Origin of the sequence: Klebsiella sp. CN_Kp100, assembly GCF_040065315.1 — a bacterium.
Lineage (GTDB): Bacteria > Pseudomonadota > Gammaproteobacteria > Enterobacterales > Enterobacteriaceae > Klebsiella > Klebsiella oxytoca.
Genome location: NZ_JBEAIJ010000056.1, coordinates 16,510 through 41,790 on the forward strand (window position 1 = coordinate 16,510; position 25,281 = coordinate 41,790).

The following is a 25,281-nucleotide window of genomic DNA, read 5'->3' on the forward strand; positions in this document are numbered from 1 at the left end:
CCTCGCGCTCCGGATCTCGTCTTCTATACTTAACGGTTTGAGATGCAATGGAGGTGCCTGTGCCGCGGATTTTGTTTCTGCTCGCTTTACTCTTCACCGCTCCGCTATGGGCCGCGACGCTGCCCGGCGTTCCGGCAACCACAACGGACCACTCCAGCAGTAGCGAACCCGATCTGGCGCAGAAAAAAGCGGCCTACGGCGCGCTGGCCGACGTGCTTGAAAACGCCGATGCCCGCCAGGAGCTTATCGATCAGCTGCGTAAAGCCGCCGCCACGCCGCCGCCGGACAGTACCCCGACGCTGACGCCGCCGGAAATTAAAGACGAAACGACGGTGCTGGAGAACGTCACTCAGATCAGTCGTGAATATGGCGAACAGCTTTCGTCGCGCTTCTCCCAGCTATGGCGCAACATCACCGGCTCTCCGCATAAACCATTTAATTCGCAATCGTTCATCAGCGCCGCCTGGCATTTCCTGCTGCTTGCCGGTCTGGTCTTTGCATTCTGGTGGCTGGTACGCCTGGCTGCCCTGCCGCTGTATCGCAAAATGGGGCACTGGGGACGACATAAAAACCGCGACCGCAGCAACTGGCTACAGCTGCCGGCCACGATTGCCGGCGCATTTATTTTCGACCTGCTTCTGCTGGCCCTGACGCTGTTGGTTGGCCAGCTATTAAGCGATCGCCTGAACGGTAATAATCCCACTATCGCCTTCCAGCAAAGTCTGTTTCTCAATGCCTTTGCGCTGATCGAGTTTTTCAAAGCCATTCTGCGGCTGATTTTCTGCCCACGCATCCCGGAGCTACGCCCGTTTAACCTTAGCGATGAAGCGGCGAAATACTGGAATCTGCGCCTCAGCGCGCTCAGCAGCCTGATTGGCTACGGGCTGATCGTTGCGGTGCCAATTATCTCCAACCAGGTCAACGTGCAGTTCGGGGCGCTGGCCAATGTGGTCATTATGCTGTGCATTACGCTCTGGGCCCTGTATCTGATATTCCACAATAAGCAGTTAATTACCCAAGGGCTTATCCATCTTGCCGACCGATCGCTGGCCTTTTTTAGCCTGTTTATCCGCGCCTTTGCTCTGGTGTGGCACTGGCTGGCCTGCGCCTATTTCATCGTGCTGTTTTTCTTCTCGCTGTTCGACCCCGGTAACAGCCTGAAATTTATGATGGGCGCGACCCTACGCAGCCTGGCCATCGTCGGCGCCGCCGCGCTGGTCTCCGGTATTCTGTCGCGCTGGATTGCGAAAACCATCACCTTGTCGCCGGAAACCCAGCGTAACTATCCTGAACTGCAAAAACGACTTAACGGCTGGATCTCCGCATCGCTGAAGGCCGCGCGCATCCTGACGGTCTGCGTGGCGATTATGCTGCTGCTCAGCGCATGGGGGCTGTTCGATTTCTGGCAGTGGATGCATAACGGCAGCGGGCAAAAAGCGGTTGATGTGCTGATTCGTATCGCGCTGATCCTGTTCTTCTCGGCGATTGGCTGGACGCTGCTCGCCAGCCTGATTGAAAACCGGCTGGCATCGGACATTCACGGTCGCCCGCTGCCCAGCGCCCGCGCCCGAACGCTGCTGACGCTGTTTCGCAACGCGCTGGCGGTGGTGATCAGCACTATTACCATTATGATCCTGCTTTCGGAAGTGGGGGTGAATATCGCCCCGCTGCTGGCCGGCGCCGGCGCGCTGGGCCTGGCAATTTCATTTGGCGCGCAGACCCTGGTCAAAGATATTATTACCGGCATTTTTATTCAGTTCGAGAACGGTATGAATACCGGCGACCTGGTGACGATCGGACCGCTCACCGGGACGGTGGAGCGCATGTCGATTCGCTCCGTCGGCGTCCGTCAGGATACCGGCGCTTATCATATTATTCCGTGGTCTTCGATAACCACCTTCGCCAACTTCGTACGCGGTATCGGCTCGGTGGTGGCCAACTATGACGTTGACCGGCATGAAGATCTGGATAAGGCTAACCAGGCGCTGAAGGATGCGGTCGCGGAAGTGATGGCGCAGGAAGAGATTCGCGGGCTGATCATTGGCGAGCCATCCTTCACCGGCGTGGTAGGCTTAAGTAATACCGCCTTCACCCTGCGCGTCACCTTTACCACCCTGCCGCTCAAGCAGTGGACGGTCAGATTCGCCCTCGATACTCAGGTGAAAAGGCATTTTGACCTCGCAGGCGTGCGGGCGCCGGTACAAACTTATCAGGTTCTGCCGATGCCAGCACCCGCAGGACCGCCTGCCCCCGCCGAGCCCACGTTATAGCGTGCGGCGACGTTTGGCCTCATCCATAAAGGTCCAGGCGATAAAGCGGCTTTGCTTATTCCCCTGGGCCATCTCTTTCTTCACCACTTTCACCGCGCCGACGTCGGTCAGAGCGCGATATAGCGGCGGCAGGTTGTCGCCGCGAGAAACCAGCGAAGTAAACCATTTAACCTGACGAGCAAACGGCTTGCTCTCTTCAATCATCTGCGTAATAAAGGCCACCTCGCCGCCTTCGCACCACAGCTCCTGCTGCTGACCGCCAAAGTTCAGCGCGCTCTGTTCGCCCAGTCCAAGATTGCGACGTTTACGCTCGCCGCCCGCCTGCGCGCTGGCAGCGGAATCATGAAACGGCGGGTTGCAGAGGGTCGCATCGTAGTGTTCATTTTTATGAATAATGCCGTTCAGAATCGCGTTGGCGTCTTTTTGACGGCGCAGACGGATCTGGCGAGTGAGCCCCGGATTGCCGTTGATGATAGCCTGGGCGCTGGCGAACGCGTCGGCGTTCACTTCGCTACCCGTAAAGCGCCAGCCGTACTCGTGCGCGCCAATGAGCGGATAGATGCAGTTTGCGCCCACGCCGATATCAAGAATGCTGGCGTTAGCCGGGATCGTCCCGCTATCCAGCGCCAGCAAATCGGCGAGGTGATGGATGTAGTCCGCCCTGCCCGGCACTGGCGGACAGAGAAAGCCGTCGGGAATATCCCAGTGTTTCACCGCGTAAAAATGCGCCAGCAGCGCTTTATTCAGCGCCTTCACCGCCAGCGGGTTGGCAAAGTCGATGGTCTGCTCACCCACCGGATTAAGGGTGATGAAGGCCTGCAGCTCAGGATGGGCCTGGCATAGCGCGGGCAGATCGTAGCGTTGATGGTGACGGTTACGCGGGTGTAACCCCGGTTTCTGGGCTTTCATGGCATTCTCCTTTGAACAGCCGCGTAAGATACCCGTTGACGGCGGCGCGGTAAATAAGTGAGTCTGGATATCTTCTTTATTTGTCACGAGTGTCGTATGTACTTCTACCAACCTTCGCACGGACACGGGCTGCCGCACGACCCGCTTAACGCGATTATCGGACCACGGCCTATCGGCTGGATAGCTTCCGTGGATAATAGCGGCCAGCATAATCTTGCGCCGTATAGTTTTTTCAACTGCTTTAACTATCAGCCGCCGATTATTGGCTTCGCCAGCAGCGGCTGGAAAGATAGCGTGCAGAATATCGTCGAGACCAAAGAGTTCGTCTGGAACCTCGCCACCCGCCCCCTGGCGGTCGCGATGAACGAAACCTCTGCCAGTATCCCGCGTCACGAAGATGAATTTGTCCGCGCCAGGCTCACTCCCGCTGCCAGCCGCCTCGTCAGCGCCCCCCGGGTAGCCGAAAGTCCGGTCAATTTTGAGTGTCGCCTGTCGCAATGCATCCAGTTAACCACCGCCGAAGGGCTGGCGGTTGATACCTGGCTGGTGCTGGGCGAAGTTGTGGCAGTGCATATTGATGAGTCGCTGCTGGAGGACGGGATTTACCAGACCGCCAGAGCTCAGCCGATTCTGCGCGCGGGCGGCCCCAGCGCCTATTACGCCATTGATGAAAGCCTGCGCTTTGACCTTGTGCGTCCGGACGCCCGCTAGACGTTTATTCCGACTCCCCCGACCGGCAAGCTCGCCGCCGGGCTGGTCGGGAAGCGGCTTTTTATCCACCTGTAATCATCCCTTTAACCTCCCCTGCGGAGGCCTGCGCGCAAACGCCCTTTCAGTATCCCTCTCTCCACTGCCTCACCCCTGGATTTTCTCAGCAGTGAACATGACTCCTTGTCTGGTCATTTTTTGCCCCCATATTTCCTATACTAAAGAAAGACGAGATAGCGAGGTGGACTATGGCTTCAGGCTGGGCAAATGACGACGCGGTGCAGGAACAAATCGATAGCACTATCAATGACGCGATTGCACGGGCGCGAAATGAGCTGTCATCGGGTGAGAGCAACAAATTTTGTGAAGAATGCGGAGAGCCGATCCCCGAAGCGCGTCAGCGCGCGGTCGCGGGCGTGAAATACTGCATCAAATGCCAGCAGGAGAAAGACTTACATAACAATACATTTTCAGGATATAATCGCAGAGGTTCCAAAGATAGCCAGCTTCGTTGACCGATATTTACCGTTCATTACCGCATATCGCGTTATCTTTTCGCGCACGTTTTTTGGCAAGCGGCGTGGCAATATGTGCCCTTAAAGCCCTCTGAACTTCATCCTCACGGCTTTTGCTTTTCCCGGCTAAAATAATTTATTAATATTCAATAAATTAATACTTATTCAAAAAATTCGATGGACACTGTTAATTTCCTTCGATTTTATCTCCCGTAAAAAACCGTGATACTTATCACATCGACGCAATATCGTCCCCTGAACAGAACAACCTGCGAGAGATTAACTATGAAAAACATGAAATTTGCTGCCGCTGCCATCGCCCTTTCCGCTCTCTCTTTTGGCGCATTCGCCGCCCAGCCGGTGACCTCGGCTCAGGCAGAAAGCATGAATAAAATTGGTGTAGTTTCCGCTGAAGGCGCGACGACGCTGGATGGACTGGAAGCTAAACTGGCTGAAAAAGCAGAGGCTGCCGGCGCGACCGGTTATAGCATTACCTCAGCTAACAGCAACAACAAACTTAGCGGTACCGCGGTTATCTACAAATAATCGCCGCTACTTGCCGCTATTCCCTGTAGCAACACCCTGTAATGCCACTGTTTTAACCCTGTAAGATCCTTTAATACCCTTGCCTTGCCCGTCCACGCCACTGGACGGGCTTTTTTTTGCCTGCCGCTACGGTTACCAGCGCTCAGCCACCTTTGCCTGGCCCTGTTCAAGAGACGGAACGGCGCCGGTGGCCACAAGACAGCAGGCCAACTGAATTCGCAATGATTGCGGTAGCGGTGCGCTCCCGACGATGCAGCGCTCAATCCAGCGGGCGGTGACTTCAGGATCTTTTGACTCCGGCAGGGCGAGTGCCTGCGCGGCTACGCTATCCTGTCGTTCATTTACCACTCGCATACCAGATGCATCAATCAGGCTAATCTGCGGACAGCGCTGCGGGTTGGCGTAAACCTCCCCTTCGGTACCGTGCATCAGCAGCGCCCGCCCGCCGATTTCGGCAAAGAATTTCGCTACCCGGCCGACGTATTCCGGGTGTGAAACGCTCGACAGGCGCAGCGCCGCCTCTTCCGCAAAGGGTGTCGCCAGCTTGGCCAGCGTGTGGGCGCTGTTGCGCACGCCCATGCGCCAGCGCATCGCCAGCTGTTTTTCCAGCGGTGGGCAAAATGCGCCGACCGGAACGTAAACCGGCTGATGGCTATCCAATCGCGCCTGGGCCTGACCCGCGTGAAGCGTCGCCGGGATACCCATCAGTTCAAAAATCGTTTCCGTCACCACGCGGGTCGGATCGTGGCTCACGCCGTGGACGATGACCGGGAAGCCGAGCTTATGCAGCAGGACGGCGAGCAGAGGGGTCAGGTTTGCCTGTTTACGCGCGCCGTTATAGCTGGGGATCACAATGGGCATCGGTTTGGCGACCGGCGGAGTCAGCTTAATCGTATGCGCCTGCATCGCTTCATAGAAGCCCTTCATCTCCGCTTCGCCTTCGCCTTTAATGCGCAGAGCGATAAGAATGCCGCCGAGCTCAAGCTCAGGCACCTCGCCGTTAAGCATCCGCGAGTAGAGCGCGCGGGCTGTCTCCACATCCAGGTCGCGGGCGTGGTTCTTTCCGCGCCCGACTTCTTTAATAATCTTGCTGTAGTCCATTGCAGGCTCCTCTGAGCTTCTCACATCGTCGACATTGCACCACTATCGCCGCTTGCGACGCGTCGGTTTTGCTTTCGTTTTTACTATAACCTCAGGGACGGCAGGCTGCTCTATCGGAAATACGGGTAATGCGTTCAACAGGCGCTTACCGTAATTTTTGGTTAACAGACGTTTATCATAAATCACCACCTCTCCCCAGCAGCTATGACTGCGGATCAGGCGCCCCACCTGCTGAATCAGGTTGAATGACGCGCTGGGCAGGCTCTGGACTTCGAACGGATAGCGGTTGAGGCTTTTGAGCCATTCACCTTCGGTGATCACCACCGGGCTGTCTATCGGCGGGAAAGCTATCTTATGGATATGCACCTGGCTTAACAGCTCGCCTTTTAAGTCCAGACCTTCCGCAAAGGATTGCAGCCCAACCAGTACGCTGCGCTCGCCGCCTTCAACGCGTTTGCGGTGCAGCTCCACCAGTCGGTAGCGGGGCTTATCGCCCTGAACCAGCAGCAGCAGGCGCAGATCGGTCACGTGCTCGAGAAAACGCTGCATCGCTCTTCCGCTGGCGAACAGCACCAGCATGCCGAGATGCTTTTTGCTCTCGACCTGTTCACGGAAATAGGCGGCCATTTCGGCAATATGCTGCTCTTCGTTATCGATAAGCGGTTCATAATGCATCTGCGGAATGACGATTTTACCCTGTTCGACGTGGTTGAAGGGCGAATCCAGCGCCACAAAGCGATCTCCGGCTTTCTCTTTCAGCCCGCTCATCTCCTGCAGGCGAGAGAAGCTGTTCAGCGAACGCAGCGTCGCAGAGGTGACGACGATATGCGGGACGCTGCGCCAGAGCAGCCTTTCCAGCTGATCGCTGACGCGGATCCCCACGCAGTGGAACCAGATATGCATCTGACCATCGCGCAGATCGCGGGTGACCCATTTAGTCACCGGTGCGCCGGAGGACTGCGCCAGCGACGCCAGCCGCCACAGTTTACTTTGGCTTTCAAACATCCCCAGCGCGCGGTTCATCTGCAGCAGAACCCGGTGCAGACGCACCACATCGTGCGTGCCGGTTTTTTCGCCCAGATCGTTAAGGAACAGCTCCGCCAGGCCGCGCAGCGTTTCGGTGAGTTTCGCCAACCGCTGGCAGATCTCCATGACTTCCTGCGGCAGTTCCCCCATCGGAAAGCGATGCTCCGCCTCCTGGCCGGCCGGCATGTAGAGATTGAGAATATTATTCAGCGAGGAGATTAGCTCGAACAGCTCCTCGCAGTGTCCAGTCAGACGTTCGGGATTCGCCAGCGGCGGCGTGGTCTTAGGGCGAAACTGCTCCATGCAGGTCGCAACCAGCTTAGTGAACAAATCCAGCTGCAGGCGATACCACGGGGCGGTAATTTCAGCGCTCATTTCCAGCGCATCGCGGGCGACCTCCGGCAGATGGTGGCCTTCATCAAGCACCAGCAGTAGATGCTTCGGCTCCGGCAGCACCGCTTCGCTCTCCATAGCCGCCATCACCAGCGCATGGTTCGCCACCACCACTTCCGCTTCCTGGATTTCCCGTCGGGCGACAAAGAACGGACATTCGCGATAATAGTGACAGTTTCGATTCAGGCAGCTGGCTTTATCCGTGCTCAGGCGGCTCCACAGAGAATCATCCACGTTTTTGTCGGTATGATCGCGCAGGCCGTCCCATTTGTAGCTATCGAGATCCGCTTTCAGCGTTGCGCACAGCTTCTGCTCCGCCTGGTTGTTAGGCGTGAGTTCGTCATCAAGAAAGGCCAGCAAATCCTGCTGCGTCGGCTCCGTGCTGGCAAGCGCGGCCAGGTTACGCGGGCAGACGTAGCGCCCGCGGCCAAAGGCGGCGGTAAAGCGCAGATCGGGGATGATTTTGCGCAGCAGCGGCAGATCTTTACTGTAGATTTGGTCCTGCAGCGCAACGTTGGCGGTGCTGACCACCAGCGTTTTTTGCTCTTCGCGGGCAATAGCAATGCCAGGGATCAGATACGACAAGGTTTTGCCGACCCCGGTCGGCGCTTCAATCGCCAGGTGCCGCCCCTCTTCTCCGGCGAGCGTCTTCGCCACATCGGCGATCATCTGCCGCTGCGGAGGCCGGGGAATAAAGTCAGGAATTTGTTCCTGAAGCGCCTTATACCAGGCGGCGATTTGCGCTTTCAGCGCTGCGGTCAAAGCCATGAGAAAACCTGAATACTGTATAAACAGCCACTATTGTGCCATTTTTGCCGGGAGGGAGGTATCCCTTTTTCGGCAAACAGGAAGCGGTCTCGCAGAATCAGGCTGAAGTCGGTTTATGCAGCCACAACCAACGCTCGACATCCACTTAATGAATAATGTGTCATAACGTTATTTTATCCGGGCTGAATATAATTTTCAAAATACCAGCACAGTCACCAAAATCGCTATCAATTTAACTTTATGGGCATTCAAAAAAACATGAAGATGTTTAAAATCATCTAAACGAATTCCGAAAAATATCGTCAAAAAGACCGTGAAATTAAAATTAATCCTTTAATTTCAGATACATTAAGAATATCTACACTCATAATATATTATATCTTAAACGCTAATCCGTATACTGCTTTATGAACCCGCAGGGTCTGTAAATTATTGAGGGTATATATGGTTGCTTTTTTAATGTTATTAGTATCTGTCATTCTTTTGATAGTTGCAGGTTATAACTTTGTTAGTTATTGCAAAAATCGTAAAAATAGTTCATTGCCAAAAGTAAGATCTCATAAAAGATAAATAGCGAGCGGCAACATTGAAGTCAGACTTAGCGGGAGAGTGTTAAATTTTAATCGCGATGTGTTCTGAAAGGAACAAGCTGCGGTAGATTTCCCCACCGCAGCCAAAACAACTTTACTCAGCCGCAGCAGGTTTGCGCGGGCGGCGACGGCGAGGAGGCTTACCGTCCTGAGTGCGCGCTTTCGGCGCTTCGCCATCGGTGCGACGCGGAGCAGCCTGCTGGGCACGACCTTGTCCCTGACCACCACGTCCCTGGCCGCTCCGGCCCTGGCTCTGACCGCCACGACCGCCGCCGCGCTGCTGCTGGCGACCGTTCTGAATCGGCTCGGCTTTGATCGACGGATCCGGCTCGTAACCCGCAATGGCGATGCGCGGGATCTCTTTCTTCAGCAAGCGTTCGATATCATGCAGCAGCTTATGTTCATCTACGCAGACCAGCGACAGCGCTTCGCCCGTTGCCGCAGCGCGCCCGGTACGACCAATACGGTGCACGTAATCTTCCGGCACGTTTGGCAGCTCGTAGTTCACCACGTGCGGCAACTCTTCAATATCCAGACCGCGCGCGGCGATATCGGTTGCGACCAGCACGCGGATGCCGCCGGATTTAAAATCAGCCAACGCTCGGGTACGCGCGCCCTGGCTCTTGTTGCCGTGAATAGCGGCGCTGCGGATGCCGTCTTTATTGAGCTGTTCCGCCAGGTGGTTTGCGCCGTGTTTGGTGCGGGTAAAGACCAGAACCTGCTGCCAGTTGCCTTCGCCGATCATCTGCGACAGCAGCTCGCGCTTGCGCTTTTTATCGACAAAATGTACCAGCTGGCTCACCTGCTCAGAAGCGGTGTTACGGCGGGCGACTTCGATTTCCAGCGGGTTATGCAGCAGCTTTTCCGCCAGTGATTTAATGTCGTCGGAGAAAGTTGCGGAGAACAGCAGGTTCTGCCGCTTTGCCGGCAGCTTCGCCAGCACCCGGCGAATATCGTGAATAAAGCCCATATCCAGCATACGGTCGGCTTCATCCAGCACCAGCACTTCGACTTTGTCCAGGCTCACGGCGTTCTGATGCTCAAGGTCCAGCAGACGGCCAGGGGTTGCCACCAGAATATCGACGCCGCTGCGCAGCTTCATCATCTGTGGGTTAATGCTTACGCCGCCGAAAACCACCAGCGAACGAACGTTAAGGTATTTGCTGTAATCCCGGACGTTCTCGCCAATCTGTGCCGCCAGCTCGCGCGTCGGGGTCAGGATCAGGGCGCGCACCGGGCGACGACCTTTGGCGTGGGGTTCTTTTTGGATCAGGTGCTGAAGCAGCGGCAGCGTAAATCCCGCCGTTTTGCCGGTACCCGTCTGGGCGCTGGCCATCAGATCGCGGCCCTGTAATACTGCCGGGATAGCCTGCTGCTGAATAGGGGTTGGCTCTACGTAGCCCTGCTCAGCGACGGCGCGCAGGATTTCAGGATTCAGGCCAAGGGAATCAAAAGACATAACAACTCCGAACCGCCCCGGCCCGTCACAGGCGTAGTTTTCAGGGAGATTATTGCGAAAGAGATGGCAAAAACCACAATGCCATGAAGTTGCGCAGTCTAGCAGATTTTGTGACGAACCGCATAAAATCTGCCGAAAAGAATCCTCTGTCTCACAAACGACAGCTCCCCGTTCTGTCGATGAGAAGCGGCGATGGCGCTTCGCGCCAGGCGTCCCCGAAATAGCACGTTTAATGCCTCGACAGGGAAACCGCGAACAAAAGCAGAGAAGCGCCGCCGCAGGACGCGGCGGCGAAAGCAATTAACGCAGGCGATACTTAATTTTTTCGACCATCCTCGCGGTGGAAATGCCGTAGCGATCGTGCAGAGTCGGCAGCGCGCCGGCCAGCAGGAATTCGTCAGGCAAGCCAATGGTATCCAGCTCGCAGCGCACGCCTTTGCGCATCAGCAACGCGGCAACCGCCTCCCCCAGTCCGCCAACCGAAGTATGGTTCTCGGCAGTAACCACCAGGCGACCGGGCTTCGAGGCCTGTGCAATGATCGTTTCTTCATCAAGCGGTTTGATCGTTGGCACGTGCAGTACGGCTGCGCTGATATTATCGGCCCGCAGCTTTTCGACCGCCTCGAGGGCGCGCATGGTCATCAGCCCGGAAGAGATAATCAGCACATCGTTGCCATCTTCAAGCAGCTTCGCCTTGCCCAGCTCAAACTGATAGTCGTACTTATCCAGCACCAGCGGCACCTTACCGCGCAGCAGGCGCATATATACCGGACCGTTATGGTCGGCAATCGCCGGTACCGCCTGCTCTATCTCCAGCGCATCGCATGGGTCGACGATAACCATGCCGGGAATGCCGCGCATAATCGCCAGATCTTCCGTTGCCTGATGGCTCGGCCCGTAGCCGGTGGTCAGGCCCGGGAGCGCCGCGCAGATCTTCACGTTGAGATGCTCCTCGGCAATGACCTGATGAATAAAATCATAGGCGCGGCGGGTAGCAAAAGCGGCATAGGTGGTGGCGAAGGGAATGAATCCCTCTTTCGCCATTCCTCCCGCCGCCCCCATCAGCAGCTGTTCCGCCATTCCCATCTGGAAAAAGCGATCCGGGAAAGCCTGCGCGAAAATGTGCAGATCGGTGTACTTTGACAGGTCCGCGGTCATACCAACGATTTCCGGTCGCTGCGCCGCCAGCTTCGAGAGCGCAACGCCAAACGGTGCCGGAATCGTCGCCTGACCTTCGTCAGCAATAGAAGCGATCATCGCGGACGTTTTTAAACGTGGTTTACTCTGGCTCATTACAGCACTCCTTCCGGTTTGTTGGCGTCCAGCACCGCAATCGCTTTTTGCCACTCATCGGCATCGACGCGAATAAAATGGTTTTTATCCCGGGTTTCGAGGAACGGGACCCCTTTACCCATCAACGTGTCGCATAAGATGACCCGCGGCTGGTTGCCCGCATGATTTTTCGCGTTATCAAAGGCGGCCATCACCGCCGCCAGATCGTTACCGTCGACGCGCTGCACGTACCAGCCGAAGGCGGCCCATTTTTCATGCAGCGGCTCAAAGCCGAGAATTTTGCGCGAATCGCCGTCCGCCTGCTGTTTATTCACGTCAACGATGTTGATCAGGTTAGTCAGGCCGTAATGCGCCGCCGACATCGCCGCTTCCCAGGTGGAACCTTCATCCAGCTCCCCATCCGACATGGAGTTGTAGACCCAGGATGCGCTCCCTTTTTGCCGCAGCCCCAGCGCCATCCCGACGGCAATAGAGAGCCCCTGCCCCAGCGAGCCGCCGGACATCTCCATCCCCGGGGTGTAGGTCGCCATTCCCGACATCGGCAGGCGGCTGTCGTCAGAACCGTAGGTTTCCAGCTCCTCTTCCGGGATAATTCCCGCCTCCAGCAGCGCCGCATAGTAGGCGATGGCGTAATGGCCGTGAGAGAGCAGGAAGCGGTCGCGTCCTTCCCACTGCGGCTCTTGCGGACGGTAGGTCATCGCGTGGCTGAACGCGGTGGCCAGCACATCCGCATAGCCTAATGCCTGGCCGATATAGCCCTGACCCTGAACCTCCCCCATGCGCAGGGCATAGCGGCGAATCCGCCACGCCGCCGCGGCGACTTTTTGTGCTTCGGTGATCTTCATCTGCTTGCCTCGCTTAGTGGATTAACATGCCGCCGTTTACGTCAAGGGTGATACCGGTAGAGTAGGAAGAGAGATCGCTGCCGAGGAATAGCGCGGCGCGCGCGATGTCAACCGCATCGCCGAGGCGGTTCATCGGGATTCCGGCGAGGATGTTGGCCGTCATTTCGTCGGTCAGCTTACCGGCGGTGATATCGGTCTGGATCAGCCCCGGGGTAATGCAGTTGACGCGGACGTTGTCCGGACCCAGCTCGCGGGCCATCGCTCGCGCCAGGCCAAGCACTCCGGCCTTTGCCGCACTGTAGTGCGGGCCGCCGAAGATACCGCCGCCGCGCTGGGCTGAAACCGACGAGATACAGACAATGCTGCCCGATTTTTGCGCCCGCATCGCCGGGATAACCGCCTGCGACATCAGCAGCGTACCGCGCAGGCTGACATCCAATACCGCGTCATAGTTGGCACGTTTAATGTCCATCAGCTTCAGCGGCTGGGTGATACCGGCGTTATTCACCAGCACGTCTACCCGACCATATTTCGCCAGAATCTGTTCCATTGCCGCCTGAACCTGAACTTCATCGGTGACGTTTGCCGCCAGCCCGAGATGGCCTTCGCCTAATGCCGTCGCCGCGGCTTTGCTGGCTTCGCCATTGAGGTCGATAATGACCACTTTAGCGCCGTTTTCGGCAAATAACTTCGCGGTAGCAAAACCCAAACCGCGTGCGGAGGCCGCGCCAGTAATAATGGCGACTTTATCTTTTAATAACATAATTTTACTCCATGACGTTACGTCATATTAATTAACAGGATATATTTCCGTTATTGTGGCTCATCGAGAAAGAGAATAACCAGCAAACCAATTGCTGCGCAGATACCAAAATAAGTAAATACAGAATTAAAGCTGCCGGTCTGGTCCAGTAAAAATCCCGCAGCCATCGGGGCAACAAATCCGCCAAGGTTGCCACCGCTATTAATAATAGAAGAGGCGATCGGATAGGTTTTACTGTCCGAAACGGCCATACCGTAAGCGGTAAAAGCCGGCCAGCCGATATTTAAACAAAAGCCGACGAAGAACAAACCAATGCAGACCGCCAGGGTACTCGCTGGAATATTCAGCATGATTAACATCATGACCACCGTTGAAATAGCGGTAAACATCATGGTGGGTTTACGCCGACGGCCTAATACTTTATCTGAAATCCACCCTCCGGCGATCGCGCCAATAAAACCGCCGATGCACGGCATACTTGCCACAAAGCCCATGCTCATCACATCAAAACCGCGCTCTTTGACTAAATACAGCGGGATCCAGGTTAATAATCCGTACAGTACGCTAACCATCATAAAATAGGCCAGACAGTCACCGAGAATATTTTTTGAGGTAAATAATCCTTTCGCCGTATCGATAGGCGCCATTTTCTTCACTCGAATAATTGTATCCAGCCAGGTAAAACGATTGGCAATTAAGATATTTTCGCGCACAAGGTTATTATCGGTTTCACGCCCGGCATTGATCTCTTCCAGTTCGGCAGGTGAGACAAATCCGCTTTCTGAGGGTTTTGACTTAACCAACAGGTACCACGCTATCGCCGCCACAATCCCCGGTATCGCAAAGGAGAAAAAGACCCACCGCCACCCCCAGGTTACCGCAATCCACACCGCCAGCGGCGGAACGATGATCGGCGCAAACATGGTGGCTGCAATGTAAACGCCCGTCGCCGTGGCTTTCTCTTTCGGCGGGAACCAATTATTAATGGTTGAAGCCAGTCCTACCGGGCACGGCCCTTCGCTAAGACCCAGTCCCAGACGCACCATTTTCAGACCAAAAACGGAGCTCACGGTGCCCATCAGCCAGGTAAAAGCGGAAAAGCCGAAAATGGATAGCGAAACCAACCCCCGGGTCCCGCGTTTGGCAATAAAGAATCCTGCCGGGATCTGGCTTACCGCATAGCCCAAAAAAAACATGCTGGCGATGGCCCCGGCTTCAAAGTTATTGATATGAAACTCATCAATGATAAACGGCAGCACCGCGCCGATATTCGTTCTGTCAGCGTAATTTATGGCATACACCAGAAAAATCATCGTCAAAACCACGAAACGATATTTTGTTTTCCTGGCGTCAGTACAGACAACAGTATCTATACGTGACATAGGGTATCCTCATTATTGTTTTATGTTTTTGTCGCGAACCTTACCGCATCGCGCCTTGGTATCAGGCCTGTGGTTGCAATATAACAACCCAAAAAGGAAAGGGTATTCAAAAAACCTCAATTATGAGTGAGAAAAATTTGCTTCGTGACTGCACGCAAATTCCTGCGAATTATGTTGCCTGGCATCCCTCGCCCTAAAACTGTTAACTTCATCACGAATTACGCCATTACTTATTTTGTCTCTATGTTATGCTGATGTGCCATTGTGGAGATAAGGACGAGCGTAGCTTCTTGCGAAGTAAAAATAATACCACCAGACATTTTCTATTTGCGGGAGAAATGATGAATCAGCCGCTGCAAAATAAAAGTTTACCGATGCCCTCCTTACGCAATATTCAGGCATTTATTGAAGTAGCGGATACCGGCAGTCTCAATCTGGCCGCAGAGAATCTCAATATTACGGCCTCAGCGGTCAGCCATCAGATAGCCAGCCTGGAACAGTATCTCGGAAAGAAAATATTTTCCCGCAGCAGTAAAGGCATGGTGTTAACCGCAATTGGTGAAAAATATCTTAAAGAGGTTTCCGGAGCGTTAAATATTATTGGCCAGGCCACCAATCAGGTGATTAACGATATCCATCAGGATTATTTACGCATTCACTCCGCGCCCAGCTTTGGGCTCCTGTGGCTGATGCCCCGCCTGAACAAATTTCGCCAGGCCTGGCCCGAGCTTAAAATTAGCCTGACCTGCTCTTATGAAAGTATCCAGTTCTCCCGCGATAATATTGATATCGATATTCGCCATGGGCTCTCACAATGGCCGACTCTGGTGGTCAAAACCATAAAAAATGAACGCATGCTCCCCTATAGCTCATCAACTTATTTAGCCAGCCGCGAAGTTCAGACCATTGAAGACTTACTGACCTGCGATCTTATCCACTCCGACAGCACGCTGATCGGCTGGAGCAACTGGTTATCCTGGCACAAGGTTCGCGGCTGGAATAAAAGCTTTATTTTTAATTTTGACCGTTCCTATATGAGCATTGAGGCCGCGCGCATGGGTATGGGCATTATTCTTGAGAGTAATTTGCTGGCCGGTCAGAGCGTTCGGCAACGGCACCTCGAACCGGTTTTTTCCAGCGACGCGAGTATGCCGGTTAACGCCCATCACTTCGTTTTGCCGCACCCTAACGAGCAAAAAGAGAAAGTGAAGATCTTTTTTAACTGGGTTGCCGAAGAGCTCAGTCATGAGGGATTTCATATCTAACCGTCGACGCTGGACAAAGCGGCAACCTGCGCCTAGAGTTAATCAATCGATTGATTAACTCTAGGCGCGAGATGACCACCACACCGACTACCAGCAAGGGAGAGCAGGCGAAAAGCCAGCTCATCGCCGCCGCTATCGCCCAGTTCGGCGAATACGGCCTGCACGCCACGACCCGCGATATTGCCGCCCAGGCCGGGCAGAATATCGCTGCGATCGCCTACTATTTTGGTTCTAAGGATGATCTCTATCTCGCCTGCGCCCAGTGGATCGCCGATTTTATCGAGCACAATTTCCGCCCCCACGCGCAGGCGGCAGAAGCGCTATTCGCTCAGCCTCTTCCGGACAAAGCCGCCATGCGCACTCTGATTCTGCGCGCCTGTCAGAATATGATTTTGCTGCTGACCCAGGATGATACGGTTAACTTGAGCAAATTTATCTCCCGCGAACAGCTATCGCCGACTGCGGCCTACCGGCTTATCCACGATCAGGTCATTGCTCCGCTACACTGCTACCTGACCCGTTTAATCGCCGCTTATACCGGCCTTAACCCTGACAGCACGCAGATGGTGCTGCACACGCACGCGCTACTTGGCGAAGTGCTCGCCTTTCGTCTTGGTCGGGAAACGGTGCTGCGCCGCGCGGGCTGGGCTGAATTCGATCGGCAAAAAACCGAGCAAATTTTTGAAGTTATTACCTGCCATATAGATTTCGTTCTGGAAGGATTATCGCAAAGGGGTCTGGAGTCATGAAAAAACCGCTCATCGTCGTTGTGCTGCTTCTCCTGCTGGCCGCTGTCATTGGCGGAGGCTGGTGGTGGTACCAGAGCAGCCAGCAAAAAGAGCTCACGCTTTATGGCAACGTGGATATTCGCACCGTTAACCTGAGCTTTCGCGTGGGCGGACGGCTGGCATCGCTCAGCGTCGACGAGGGCGATGCGATAAAAGCCGGGCAGACGCTGGGCGAGCTTGATCGCGCGCCCTACGAAAACGCCCTGCAGCAGGCGCAAGCCAACGTTTCCACCGCCCAGGCGCAGTACGACCTGATGATGGCGGGATATCGCTCGGAGGAGATTGCCCAGGCCGCCGCCGCGGTCAACCAGGCGCAGGCGGCTTACGACTATGCGCAGAACTTTTATCAGCGCCAGCTGGGGCTACGCAAAAGCAGCGCCATCTCCGCGAACGATCTGGAAAATGCCCGCTCCTCGCGCGATCAGGCCCAGGCGACGCTGAAATCCGCGCAGGATAAGCTGCGCCAGTATCGCGCGGGGAACCGTCCGCAGGAAATCGCCCAGGCCAGAGCCAGCCTCGAACAGGCGCAGGCCGCGCTGGCGCAGGCGAAGCTGGACCTGCACGATACCACGTTGACCTCGCCGTCCGACGGAACGCTGATGACCCGCGCCGTCGAGCCGGGCAGCATGCTTAGCGCGGGCGGTACCGTAATGACGCTGTCGTTAACCCATCCGGTATGGGTACGCGCCTACATCGATGAAACCAACCTGGGCCAGGCCCAGCCGGGGCGCGAAGTGCTGCTTTACACCGATAGTCGCCCGGATAAACCCTATCGCGGTAAAATCGGCTTCGTCTCCCCTACCGCTGAATTCACGCCGAAAACCGTGGAAACCCCGGACCTGCGCACCGATCTGGTTTATCGCCTGCGAATTGTGGTCACCGATGCCGACGACGCGCTGCGTCAGGGGATGCCGGTCACCGTCGCTTTCAGTCATGGAAACGGCCAATGAGCGAAGACGTGATTACGCTGAGCGGCCTGACCCGGAGCTTTGCCGGGATGGACCGCCCGGCCGTCGCGCCGCTGGACTGCACCATTCACTCCGGCTATGTGACCGGTCTGGTGGGCCCGGATGGCGCCGGAAAAACCACCCTGATGCGCATGCTCGCCGGGCTGCTGAAGCCCGACGCAGGCAGCGCAAAGGTGATCGGCTTCGACCCGATTGCTGACGATAGCGCCCTGCACGCGGTGCTCGGCTATATGCCGCAAAAATTCGGTCTGTATGAAGATCTGACGGTGATGGAAAATCTCACGCTCTACGCCGACCTGCGCAGCGTGACCGGCGAGGCGCGGGAGAAAACCTTCGCCCGGCTGCTGGAGTTTACCTCTCTCGGCCCCTTTACCGGCCGGCTGGCGGGTAAGCTTTCCGGCGGCATGAAGCAGAAACTCGGCCTGGCCTGTACCCTCGTCGGCGAGCCGAAGGTGCTGCTGCTGGATGAACCCGGCGTCGGCGTCGACCCCATCTCACGCCGCGAGCTGTGGCAGATGGTACACGAGCTGGCGGGCGACGGGATGCTGATCCTCTGGAGCACCTCCTACCTCGACGAGGCCGAGCAGTGCCGGGACGTTCTGTTGATGAACGAGGGCCAGCTGCTTTACCAGGGGGCGCCAAAAGAGCTGACGCAGACCATGGCGGGACGCAGTTTTTTGATTTCCAGTTCCCGGGAGAATAACCGCCGCCTGCTCCAGCGCACCCTGAAGCTGCCGCAGGTCAGCGATGGCGTCATTCAGGGTAAATCGGTACGCCTGATCATTAAAAAAGAGGCCAGCATCAGCGAAGTACAGAACGCTGCCGATATGCCGCCGCTGGAGGTCGCTGAAACCGCGCCGCGTTTTGAAGACGCCTTTATCGACCTGCTCGGCGGTGCCGGTACCGCCGAATCGCCGCTGGGAAAAATTATCCATACCGTGGAAGGCTCCCATGAGGACACGGTGATTGAAGCGCAGACCCTGACCAAGAAATTCGGCGATTTCGCCGCTACCGATCACGTCGATTTTCAGGTTAAACGTGGGGAGATTTTCGGCCTTCTCGGGCCTAACGGCGCGGGTAAGTCTACCACTTTTAAGATGATGTGCGGCCTGCTGGTCCCCACCTCCGGTAAAGCGCTGGTTCTGGGGATGGACCTGAAGGTCAGCTCCGGCAAAGCGCGTCAGCATCTGGGCTATATGGCGCAGAAGTTCTCGCTGTACGGTAACCTTTCCGTTGAGCAGAACCTGCGCTTCTTCTCCGGCGTATACGGCCTGCGCGGACGGGCGCAGAACGACAAAATCGCCAGCATGAGCGAGGCGTTCGGCCTGAAAAGCATCGCCAGGCAGGCCGCTGACGATCTGCCGCTCGGCTATAAACAACGCCTGGCGCTGGCCTGCTCGCTGATGCATGAGCCGGATATTCTGTTTCTTGACGAACCCACTTCCGGCGTCGATCCCCTCACCCGCCGCGAGTTCTGGCTGCATATCAACAGCATGGTCGATAAAGGCGTCACGGTGATGGTGACCACCCACTTTATGGATGAGGCGGAGTATTGCGATCGTATCGGTCTGGTCTATCACGGCAAATTGATCGCCAGCGGCACGCCGGACGATCTGAAGGCGCTGGCGGCGGATGAAAAACAGCCAGACCCGACGATGGAGCAGGCATTTATCACCCTCATCCATGACTGGGATAAGGAGAACGCCGGTGAGCGCTAAACTGCTATCGTGGCGGCGCGTACGCGCCCTGTGCGTGAAAGAGACGCGGCAGATCGTCCGCGACCCCAGCAGCTGGCTGATTGCGGTGGTGATCCCCCTGCTGCTGCTGTTCATTTTTGGCTACGGGATTAACCTCGACTCCAGCAAGCTGCGGGTGGGCGTGCTGCTGGAGCAGCAGAGCGAAGAGGCGCTGGATTTTGTCCATACCATGACCGGCTCCCCCTATATTGACGCCACCATCAGCGATAACCGCCAGGAACTGGTGCAGATGATGCAGGCGGGACGCATTCGCGCCCTGGTCACCCTACCGGTGGACTTCGACCAGAAGATGGCCCGTCCCGGCGACGACGCGCCGATCCAGCTCATCACCGACGGCAGCGAACCCAATACCGCTAACTTCGCCCAGGGCTACGTCGAAGGCATCTGGCAAATCTGGCAGCAGCAGCGGGCGGAAGATCGCGGTGAAACCTTCGAGCCGCTGATCGACGTGCAGATGCGCTACTGGTTTAACCCGGCCGCCATCAGCCAGCATTTTATTATCCCCGGCGCGATTACCATCATTATGACGGTGGTCGGCGCGATCCTGACGTCGCTGGTGGTGGCCCGCGAGTGGGAACGCGGCACGATGGAAGCGCTGCTGTCGACCGAAATTACCCGCGCCGAGCTGCTGCTGTGCAAGCTGATCCCCTACTATTTCCTCGGCATGCTGGCGATGCTGCTGTGTATGCTGGTGGCGGTGTTTATTCTCGGCGTGCCGTTCCGCGGTTCGCTGGTGATTCTGTTTTTTATTACCAGCCTGTTTTTGCTGAGTACCCTGGGCATGGGGCTGCTGATTTCCACCATCACCCGTAACCAGTTTAACGCCGCGCAGGTCGCGCTGAATGCCGCGTTCCTGCCGTCAATCATGCTCTCCGGGTTTATTTTTCAGATAGACAGCATGCCGGCGATAATTCGCGCCGTGACCTACGTGATCCCGGCGCGCTATTTTGTCAGCACTCTGCAAAGCCTGTTTCTGGCGGGCAATATCCCGGTGGTGCTGTTGGTGAACGTGCTGTTCCTGATCGCCTCGGCGGTGATGTTTATCGGCCTGACGTGGCTGAAAACCAAACGACGTCTGGATTAATTTGCCTGCGCGCCCCCCGGTACAAGGGCTGACAAACGGGTAGCCCGGATAAGCGCAGCGCAATCCGGGGATCACAAAGAGAGAATATGAGATGTTTCATCGCTTATGGACGTTAATCCGCAAAGAGCTACAGTCGCTGCTGCGTGAACCGCAGACGCGGGCGATTTTAATTATGCCAGTACTCATTCAGGTGCTGCTGTTCCCCTTTGCCGCCACGCTGGAGGTGACTAACGCCAGCATCGCCATCTATAACGAAGACAACGGCAAGCACGCCGTGGAGCTGACCCAGCGCTTTGCCCGCGCTAAAGCCTTCACCCACGTCCTGTTGCTGAAAAGCCCTCAGGAGATAAGACCGACCATTGACGAACAAAAGGCGCTGCTGGTCGTGCGATTCCCGGCAGATTTTTCGCGCAACCTCGATACCTGGCAGACCGCCCCTCTCCAGCTGTTGCTTGATGGGCGCAACTCCAACAGCGCGCAGATCGCCGCGAACTATCTCCAGCAGATCGTCAAAAACTATCAGCAGGCGTTAATGGAAGACAAAGCCAAACCAAACAACAGCGAGCTGGTGGTACGCAACTGGTATAACCCGAATCTCGATTACAAATGGTTCGTCGTGCCGTCGCTAATCGCCATGATCACCACCATCGGCGTGATGATCGTCACCTCGCTCTCCGTTGCCCGCGAGCGCGAACAGGGTACGCTCGATCAGCTGCTGGTCTCGCCGCTGGCAACCTGGCAGATCTTTATCGGTAAAGCGGTGCCGGCGCTAATCGTCGCGACCCTGCAGGCCACCATCGTGCTGGGAATTGGTATCTGGGCCTATCAAATCCCCTTTGCCGGCTCGCTGCTGCTGTTTTACTTTACGATGATTGTCTACGGCCTGTCGCTGGTAGGATTCGGCCTGCTGATTTCGTCACTGTGCTCCACGCAGCAGCAGGCGTTTATCGGCGTGTTCGTCTTTATGATGCCGGCAATTCTGCTCTCGGGCTACGTTTCCCCGGTGGAGAATATGCCGCAATGGCTGCAGGATTTGACGTGGATAAACCCGATACGTCACTTTACCGATATCACCAAGCAGATCTATCTGAAGGATGCGAGTCTGGAAATTGTGTGGGGAAGTTTGTGGCCGCTACTGGTCATAGCGGCCACCACCGGCTCAGCGGCGTATGCGATGTTCCGAAGAAAGATCGCGTAGTTTTTTATCTTTCGCCAGCAGTGAAACCACCGCCGGACCTGCCAGTATGGCCAGCCCGGCGAGGGCTAACAGCAGGTTGTTGTGCAGCACGCGCGACAGCAGCCACAGCACGATTACCGCCGCGCCGAAGTACCAGGTGGTGGTGAGCTCCTCAAGGAAATCACCGACGTCGCGCCAGCGCTCATCGTGGTGACGCTGCAAGAACAGCATCGACAGTAACGTGACGCCGTACAGCACGCACAAACCTAATCCGACGCGCACCAGCGCGCCGCTCATCCAACCCATCACCAGTACTGCCACGACCAGTAGATGCAACATAATCTGCCAGCAACTAAGACCCGTTGCGACGCGTACACGTTGTTGCCACTTCATGGCTTCTCTCCTGAAGGATTTTTCTCTGCTACTCAGAGTACCGCACTTTACGGAAAATTCCGTATCACCGCATCTTTTTGTGACCTCTACTACACTATTTCCTACAGGAAAGTGACATTGCCCAGAGAAATAAGGACAACCAAATGCCGCGATTTTCGCTAAACGTGCTGACAATTAACACTCATAAAGGGTTCACTGCCTTCAATCGCCGCTTTATTTTACCCGAGCTGCGCGAAGCGGTGCGTAGCGTCAGCGCCGACATTGTTTGCCTGCAGGAGGTGATGGGTGCGCACGAAATTCATCCGCTGCATATCGAAAACTGGCCGGATACGACCCACTATGAATTTCTTGCCGATACCATGTGGAGCGATTACGCCTACGGTCGCAATGCGGTTTATCCGGAAGGGCATCACGGCAACGCGGTACTTTCTCGCTTTCCTATAGAACATTATCAAAATCTGGATGTTTCGGTCGGCAACAGCGAAAAGCGCGGCCTGCTCTATTGCCGCATCGTCCCGCCCGAAAGCGGGATAGCTATCCATGTGATCTGCGCGCATCTGGGTCTGCGTTCTCATCAGCGCCTGGCCCAGCTGACGATGCTGGCGGACTGGGTAAACGGTTTGCCCGCGGGCGAGCCGGTGGTAGTGGCCGGTGATTTTAACGACTGGCAGCAGCAGGCTAACCGCCAGCTTAAAGCCCAGGCCGGGCTGGAGGAGATTTTTACCCGCGCCAGAGGGCGCCCGGCGCGAACTTTCCCGGTCAGCTTCCCTCTGCTGCGCCTCGACCGCATATACGTAAAAAACGCCCATGCCAGCCAGCCAAAAGCGCTGGCGTTAAAACAGTGGCGTCATTTGTCCGATCATGCACCGCTTAGCGTGGAGATACATCTGTGAAATGCAGCTGGCAGGAAGGAAACCGCATTCGGCTATTAGAAAATGGCGATAACTATTATCCGGCATTATTTGCCGCTATTGATCGCGCGCAGCAGCGGGTGATTCTGGAATCCTTTATCTGGTTCGAGGATGACGTCGGCAAGCAGCTGCATGCCGTGTTGTTCAAAGCGGCCCAGCGCGGCGTGCGCGTAGAAGTCCTACTGGACGGTTACGGCTCTCCGGATTTGAGCGAAAGCTTTGTGGGCGAACTGACGTCGGCCGGGGTGATTTTTCGCTACTACGATCCGCGCCCGCGGCTGCTCGGCATGCGCACCAATTTATTCCGCCGCATGCATCGTAAAATCGTGGTGATCGACGACGTTACCGCCTTTGTCGGCGGAATTAACTACTCCGCCGAGCATATGACCGATTACGGTCCCGAGGCCAAACAGGACTACGCCGTGCAGGTTGAAGGGCCGGTGGTGCTCGACATTCTGCAGTTTGAACTGGAAAACCTGCCCACCAGCGAAGCCACCCGCCGCTGGTGGCGCCGCCGTCGGCATAAGCCCGAAGTCAACCGCAATCCCGGCGAGGCTCAAGCGCTGTTTATCTGGCGGGATAATCAGGATCATCGCGATGATATCGAACGCCACTATCTGAAAATGCTGACCACCGCCCGCCGGGAAGTGATTATCGCCAACGCCTACTTTTTCCCCGGCTATCGGCTGCTGCATGCGATGCGCAACGCTGCCCGCCGCGGCGTACGCGTCAAGCTTATTGTCCAGGGCGAACCGGATATCCCGATTGTTAAATTCGGCGCACGACTGCTGTACCACTACCTGGTCAAAGGCGGCGTGCAGATTTTTGAATATCGCCGCCGTCCGCTGCACGGCAAAGTGGCGCTGGCGGACGACCACTGGGCCACCGTCGGCTCCAGCAACCTCGACCCGCTCAGCCTGTCACTCAATCTGGAAGCCAACCTGGTGATCCACGACCGCGAATTCAACCAGACGTTGCGCGATAATCTCAATGGCTTAATCGCCAACGACTGCCGCGAAGTGGATAAGCGCATTTTGTCGAAACGAACCTGGTGGCGGCTCGGGATTAGCGTGCTGGCGTTCCACTTCCTGCGCCACTTCCCCGCGTGGGTCGGATGGCTTCCGGCCCATACGCCCCTGCTGTCGCGCGTTCAGCCTCCGGTTCAGCCAGAAATTGAAACCCAGGATCGCGTGGACCCGGAAAACCAGGAGGTCAAATCCTGATGGCGAAATCTCACCCTCGCTGGCGGATGGCGAAAAAAATCCTGACGGTGCTCTTTTTTATCGCCGTCGTTGTGCTGCTGGTCGTTTACGCACAGAAAATCGACTGGCAGGAAGTGTGGAAAGTGATTCGCGATTACAACCGTACGGCGCTGCTCAGCGCCATAGGCCTGGTTATCGCCAGCTACCTGATCTATGGTTGCTACGACCTGCTGGGACGCGCCTACTGCGGCCACAAGCTGGCTAAACGCCAGGTGATGCTGGTGTCGTTTATTTGCTATGCCTTTAACCTGACGCTCAGCACCTGGGTGGGTGGGATTGGTATGCGCTATCGGCTCTACTCGCGCCTCGGCCTGAGCGGCGCAACCATTACCCGAATTTTTTCGCTGAGCATTACCACCAACTGGCTGGGCTATATTCTGCTCGGCGGCATCATTTTTAGCTCCGGCATGGTGAAGGTGCCCGAGCGCTGGTATATCAGTCAGTCGTCGCTGCAAATTCTCGGCGTCATTTTGCTGCTGATTTCCGCGTTCTATTTATGGGCCTGCGCCTTTGCTAAAAAGCGCCATCTGACGATAAAAGGCCAGCGGCTGGTTCTGCCCTCCTGGCGCTTCGCGATATTGCAGATGGCGGTTTCCAGCCTGAACTGGATGGCGATGGGGGCGATTATCTGGCTACTGCTGGGGCCACAGGTGGACTATTTCCTCGTGCTCGGCGTGCTGCTGGTCAGCAGCATTGCGGGAGTTATCGTGCATATTCCGGCAGGGATTGGCGTGCTTGAGGCGGTGTTTATCGCCATGCTTTCCGGCGAAGAGATTTCGCGCGGCGCGATCATCGCCGCCCTGCTCGCCTATCGCGCGCTGTACTACTTCCTGCCGCTGCTGCTGGCGACCATCGGCTACCTGATTCTGGAGAGCCGGGCAAAGCATCTGCGGGCGAAAAACCAGCGCAAGCTGGCGGGTGAGAAGTAAAAAAGCCCCGGTCGCGAATGCTGACCGGGGCTGCAGTTTCATGCGGTTTGGTAGATATCGTGGATATCTGCCGCTATTTTATCCACTCCTCCGTTGATGAACTTGCCCGGAGGCGCTTCGCTGACCGTATATGGACACCTCCCGTTATGCAAGCCATCTCTGCATTTTGTGTAACGGGG

Annotated in this window: 23 protein-coding genes; 14 read left to right on the forward strand and 9 right to left on the reverse strand. The window is 56.2% G+C overall.

The annotated features are described in order from the left end of the window. Positions 1–59: 59 nt before the first annotated feature. Positions 60–2,270 (forward strand): mechanosensitive channel protein, encoded by a 2,211-nt coding sequence (gene ybiO / locus ABLV12_RS24330; protein ID WP_064397547.1) that lies wholly within the window; start codon positions 60–62, stop codon positions 2,268–2,270. On the opposite strand, the gene rlmF is transcribed toward ybiO, so the two are convergent. After that, the gene (gene rlmF / locus ABLV12_RS24335; protein WP_064397545.1) at positions 2,265–3,179 is read right to left on the reverse strand and encodes a 23S rRNA (adenine(1618)-N(6))-methyltransferase RlmF; all 915 of its coding nucleotides are present in this window, start codon (positions 3,177–3,179) and stop codon (positions 2,265–2,267) included. The genes ybiO and rlmF overlap by 6 nt on opposite strands. Before the next feature lie 96 nt (positions 3,180–3,275). Between rlmF and ABLV12_RS24340 the strand changes: the two genes are divergently transcribed. From ABLV12_RS24340 to ybiJ, 3 genes are all read left to right on the forward strand, one after another. Further along, positions 3,276–3,890 (forward strand): flavin reductase family protein, encoded by a 615-nt coding sequence (locus ABLV12_RS24340; RefSeq protein WP_064397544.1) that lies wholly within the window; start codon positions 3,276–3,278, stop codon positions 3,888–3,890. Between the two features lie 245 nt (positions 3,891–4,135). Beyond that, entirely contained in the window at positions 4,136–4,402 is a 267-nt protein-coding gene (locus tag ABLV12_RS24345; protein WP_004100483.1) for a DksA/TraR family C4-type zinc finger protein, read from the forward strand. A gap of 285 nt (positions 4,403–4,687) precedes the next feature. Beyond that, positions 4,688–4,948: a DUF1471 family protein YbiJ gene (ybiJ, locus tag ABLV12_RS24350; protein WP_004100481.1), complete on the forward strand. Its 261-nt coding sequence runs from the start codon at positions 4,688–4,690 to the stop codon at positions 4,946–4,948. A gap of 132 nt (positions 4,949–5,080) precedes the next feature. Here ybiJ and ybiB read toward each other — a convergent pair whose 3' ends face one another. Next, a complete protein-coding gene (ybiB, locus tag ABLV12_RS24355; protein WP_348867411.1) occupies positions 5,081–6,049 on the reverse strand; it encodes a DNA-binding protein YbiB in 969 nt (322 codons plus the stop codon). A 42-nt stretch (positions 6,050–6,091) separates the two neighbouring features. Next, on the reverse strand, positions 6,092–8,236 hold the full coding sequence (gene dinG, locus ABLV12_RS24360; protein WP_023320613.1) for an ATP-dependent DNA helicase DinG: 2,145 nt from the start codon (positions 8,234–8,236) through the stop codon (positions 6,092–6,094). A 459-nt stretch (positions 8,237–8,695) separates the two neighbouring features. Here dinG and ABLV12_RS24365 point away from each other — a divergent pair, with 459 nt between their 5' ends. After that, positions 8,696–8,806, forward strand: coding sequence for a small membrane protein (locus tag ABLV12_RS24365; RefSeq protein ID WP_224226336.1), 111 nt, complete (start codon positions 8,696–8,698; stop codon positions 8,804–8,806). A gap of 114 nt (positions 8,807–8,920) precedes the next feature. Here ABLV12_RS24365 and rhlE read toward each other — a convergent pair whose 3' ends face one another. The 5 genes from rhlE to ABLV12_RS24390 all read right to left on the reverse strand — a co-directional run bounded on the left by rhlE (position 8,921) and on the right by ABLV12_RS24390 (position 14,568). Then, positions 8,921–10,285, reverse strand: a complete 1,365-nt coding sequence (gene rhlE / locus ABLV12_RS24370; RefSeq protein WP_016808143.1) for an ATP-dependent RNA helicase RhlE — start codon at positions 10,283–10,285, stop codon at positions 8,921–8,923. Between the two features lie 300 nt (positions 10,286–10,585). Next, on the reverse strand, positions 10,586–11,578 hold the full coding sequence (locus ABLV12_RS24375) for a transketolase family protein (RefSeq protein WP_004111573.1): 993 nt from the start codon (positions 11,576–11,578) through the stop codon (positions 10,586–10,588). Then, complete coding sequence (locus tag ABLV12_RS24380) at positions 11,578–12,423, reverse strand: transketolase (protein WP_004100471.1); 846 nt, start codon at positions 12,421–12,423, stop codon at positions 11,578–11,580. The genes ABLV12_RS24375 and ABLV12_RS24380 overlap by 1 nt, the downstream gene beginning before the upstream one ends. Before the next feature lie 13 nt (positions 12,424–12,436). Further along, complete coding sequence (locus ABLV12_RS24385) at positions 12,437–13,186, reverse strand: glucose 1-dehydrogenase (protein WP_348867412.1); 750 nt, start codon at positions 13,184–13,186, stop codon at positions 12,437–12,439. Between the two features lie 50 nt (positions 13,187–13,236). Further along, positions 13,237–14,568: an MFS transporter gene (locus tag ABLV12_RS24390; RefSeq protein WP_004111568.1), complete on the reverse strand. Its 1,332-nt coding sequence runs from the start codon at positions 14,566–14,568 to the stop codon at positions 13,237–13,239. Positions 14,569–14,909: 341 nt separating this feature from the next. Between ABLV12_RS24390 and ABLV12_RS24395 the strand changes: the two genes are divergently transcribed. The 6 genes from ABLV12_RS24395 to ABLV12_RS24420 all read left to right on the forward strand — a co-directional run bounded on the left by ABLV12_RS24395 (position 14,910) and on the right by ABLV12_RS24420 (position 21,628). Further along, entirely contained in the window at positions 14,910–15,833 is a 924-nt protein-coding gene (locus ABLV12_RS24395) for a LysR substrate-binding domain-containing protein (RefSeq protein WP_070556192.1), read from the forward strand. Between the two features lie 71 nt (positions 15,834–15,904). After that, positions 15,905–16,582: a transcriptional regulator CecR gene (cecR, locus tag ABLV12_RS24400; RefSeq protein WP_024273947.1), complete on the forward strand. Its 678-nt coding sequence runs from the start codon at positions 15,905–15,907 to the stop codon at positions 16,580–16,582. Further along, positions 16,579–17,571, forward strand: a complete 993-nt coding sequence (gene hlyD, locus ABLV12_RS24405; protein ID WP_004100466.1) for a secretion protein HlyD — start codon at positions 16,579–16,581, stop codon at positions 17,569–17,571. The genes cecR and hlyD overlap by 4 nt, the downstream gene beginning before the upstream one ends. Then, positions 17,568–19,307, forward strand: a complete 1,740-nt coding sequence (locus tag ABLV12_RS24410; protein WP_004100464.1) for an ATP-binding cassette domain-containing protein — start codon at positions 17,568–17,570, stop codon at positions 19,305–19,307. The genes hlyD and ABLV12_RS24410 overlap by 4 nt, the downstream gene beginning before the upstream one ends. Beyond that, positions 19,297–20,430 (forward strand): ABC transporter permease, encoded by a 1,134-nt coding sequence (locus tag ABLV12_RS24415; RefSeq protein ID WP_004100462.1) that lies wholly within the window; start codon positions 19,297–19,299, stop codon positions 20,428–20,430. Before ABLV12_RS24410 ends, ABLV12_RS24415 begins: the two co-directional genes overlap by 11 nt. 91 nt (positions 20,431–20,521) lie before the next feature. Continuing rightward, positions 20,522–21,628 (forward strand): ABC transporter permease, encoded by a 1,107-nt coding sequence (locus ABLV12_RS24420; protein ID WP_064397533.1) that lies wholly within the window; start codon positions 20,522–20,524, stop codon positions 21,626–21,628. Here the strand turns inward: ABLV12_RS24420 and ABLV12_RS24425 are convergent. Continuing rightward, positions 21,590–22,000, reverse strand: a complete 411-nt coding sequence (locus tag ABLV12_RS24425; RefSeq protein WP_004100459.1) for a YbhQ family protein — start codon at positions 21,998–22,000, stop codon at positions 21,590–21,592. The genes ABLV12_RS24420 and ABLV12_RS24425 overlap by 39 nt on opposite strands. Positions 22,001–22,143: 143 nt before the next feature. On the opposite strand from ABLV12_RS24425, the gene ABLV12_RS24430 reads away from it, so the two are divergent. From ABLV12_RS24430 to ABLV12_RS24440, 3 genes are read left to right on the forward strand one after another with little or no spacing between them, the layout of a single operon-like run. Beyond that, entirely contained in the window at positions 22,144–22,893 is a 750-nt protein-coding gene (locus ABLV12_RS24430; RefSeq protein WP_077266542.1) for an endonuclease/exonuclease/phosphatase family protein, read from the forward strand. Beyond that, entirely contained in the window at positions 22,890–24,134 is a 1,245-nt protein-coding gene (gene clsB, locus ABLV12_RS24435; RefSeq protein WP_348867413.1) for a cardiolipin synthase ClsB, read from the forward strand. Before ABLV12_RS24430 ends, clsB begins: the two co-directional genes overlap by 4 nt. Further along, positions 24,134–25,102 carry a YbhN family protein gene (locus ABLV12_RS24440; protein WP_004111555.1) on the forward strand — a complete coding sequence of 323 codons (969 nt, stop codon included), beginning with the start codon at positions 24,134–24,136 and terminating at the stop codon, positions 25,100–25,102. The genes clsB and ABLV12_RS24440 overlap by 1 nt, the downstream gene beginning before the upstream one ends. Positions 25,103–25,281 lie beyond the last annotated feature (179 nt).

Excerpts from the sequence above, each read along its gene's own strand:
- rlmF (WP_064397545.1), bottom strand. The coding sequence starts at position 3,179 with ATGAAAGCCCAGAAACCGGGGTTACACCCGCGTAACCGTCACCATCAA.
- ABLV12_RS24340 (WP_064397544.1), top strand. The coding sequence starts at position 3,276 with ATGTACTTCTACCAACCTTCGCACGGACACGGGCTGCCGCACGACCCG.
- ABLV12_RS24345 (WP_004100483.1), top strand. The coding sequence starts at position 4,136 with ATGGCTTCAGGCTGGGCAAATGACGACGCGGTGCAGGAACAAATCGAT.
- ybiJ (WP_004100481.1), top strand. The coding sequence starts at position 4,688 with ATGAAAAACATGAAATTTGCTGCCGCTGCCATCGCCCTTTCCGCTCTC.
- ybiB (WP_348867411.1), bottom strand. The coding sequence starts at position 6,049 with ATGGACTACAGCAAGATTATTAAAGAAGTCGGGCGCGGAAAGAACCAC.
- dinG (WP_023320613.1), bottom strand. The coding sequence starts at position 8,236 with ATGGCTTTGACCGCAGCGCTGAAAGCGCAAATCGCCGCCTGGTATAAG.
- ABLV12_RS24365 (WP_224226336.1), top strand. The coding sequence starts at position 8,696 with ATGTTATTAGTATCTGTCATTCTTTTGATAGTTGCAGGTTATAACTTT.
- rhlE (WP_016808143.1), bottom strand. The coding sequence starts at position 10,285 with ATGTCTTTTGATTCCCTTGGCCTGAATCCTGAAATCCTGCGCGCCGTC.
- ABLV12_RS24375 (WP_004111573.1), bottom strand. The coding sequence starts at position 11,578 with ATGAGCCAGAGTAAACCACGTTTAAAAACGTCCGCGATGATCGCTTCT.
- ABLV12_RS24380 (WP_004100471.1), bottom strand. The coding sequence starts at position 12,423 with ATGAAGATCACCGAAGCACAAAAAGTCGCCGCGGCGGCGTGGCGGATT.
- ABLV12_RS24385 (WP_348867412.1), bottom strand. The coding sequence starts at position 13,186 with ATGTTATTAAAAGATAAAGTCGCCATTATTACTGGCGCGGCCTCCGCA.
- ABLV12_RS24390 (WP_004111568.1), bottom strand. The coding sequence starts at position 14,568 with ATGTCACGTATAGATACTGTTGTCTGTACTGACGCCAGGAAAACAAAA.
- ABLV12_RS24395 (WP_070556192.1), top strand. The coding sequence starts at position 14,910 with ATGAATCAGCCGCTGCAAAATAAAAGTTTACCGATGCCCTCCTTACGC.
- cecR (WP_024273947.1), top strand. The coding sequence starts at position 15,905 with ATGACCACCACACCGACTACCAGCAAGGGAGAGCAGGCGAAAAGCCAG.
- hlyD (WP_004100466.1), top strand. The coding sequence starts at position 16,579 with ATGAAAAAACCGCTCATCGTCGTTGTGCTGCTTCTCCTGCTGGCCGCT.
- ABLV12_RS24410 (WP_004100464.1), top strand. The coding sequence starts at position 17,568 with ATGAGCGAAGACGTGATTACGCTGAGCGGCCTGACCCGGAGCTTTGCC.
- ABLV12_RS24420 (WP_064397533.1), top strand. The coding sequence starts at position 20,522 with ATGTTTCATCGCTTATGGACGTTAATCCGCAAAGAGCTACAGTCGCTG.
- ABLV12_RS24425 (WP_004100459.1), bottom strand. The coding sequence starts at position 22,000 with ATGAAGTGGCAACAACGTGTACGCGTCGCAACGGGTCTTAGTTGCTGG.
- ABLV12_RS24430 (WP_077266542.1), top strand. The coding sequence starts at position 22,144 with ATGCCGCGATTTTCGCTAAACGTGCTGACAATTAACACTCATAAAGGG.
- ABLV12_RS24440 (WP_004111555.1), top strand. The coding sequence starts at position 24,134 with ATGGCGAAATCTCACCCTCGCTGGCGGATGGCGAAAAAAATCCTGACG.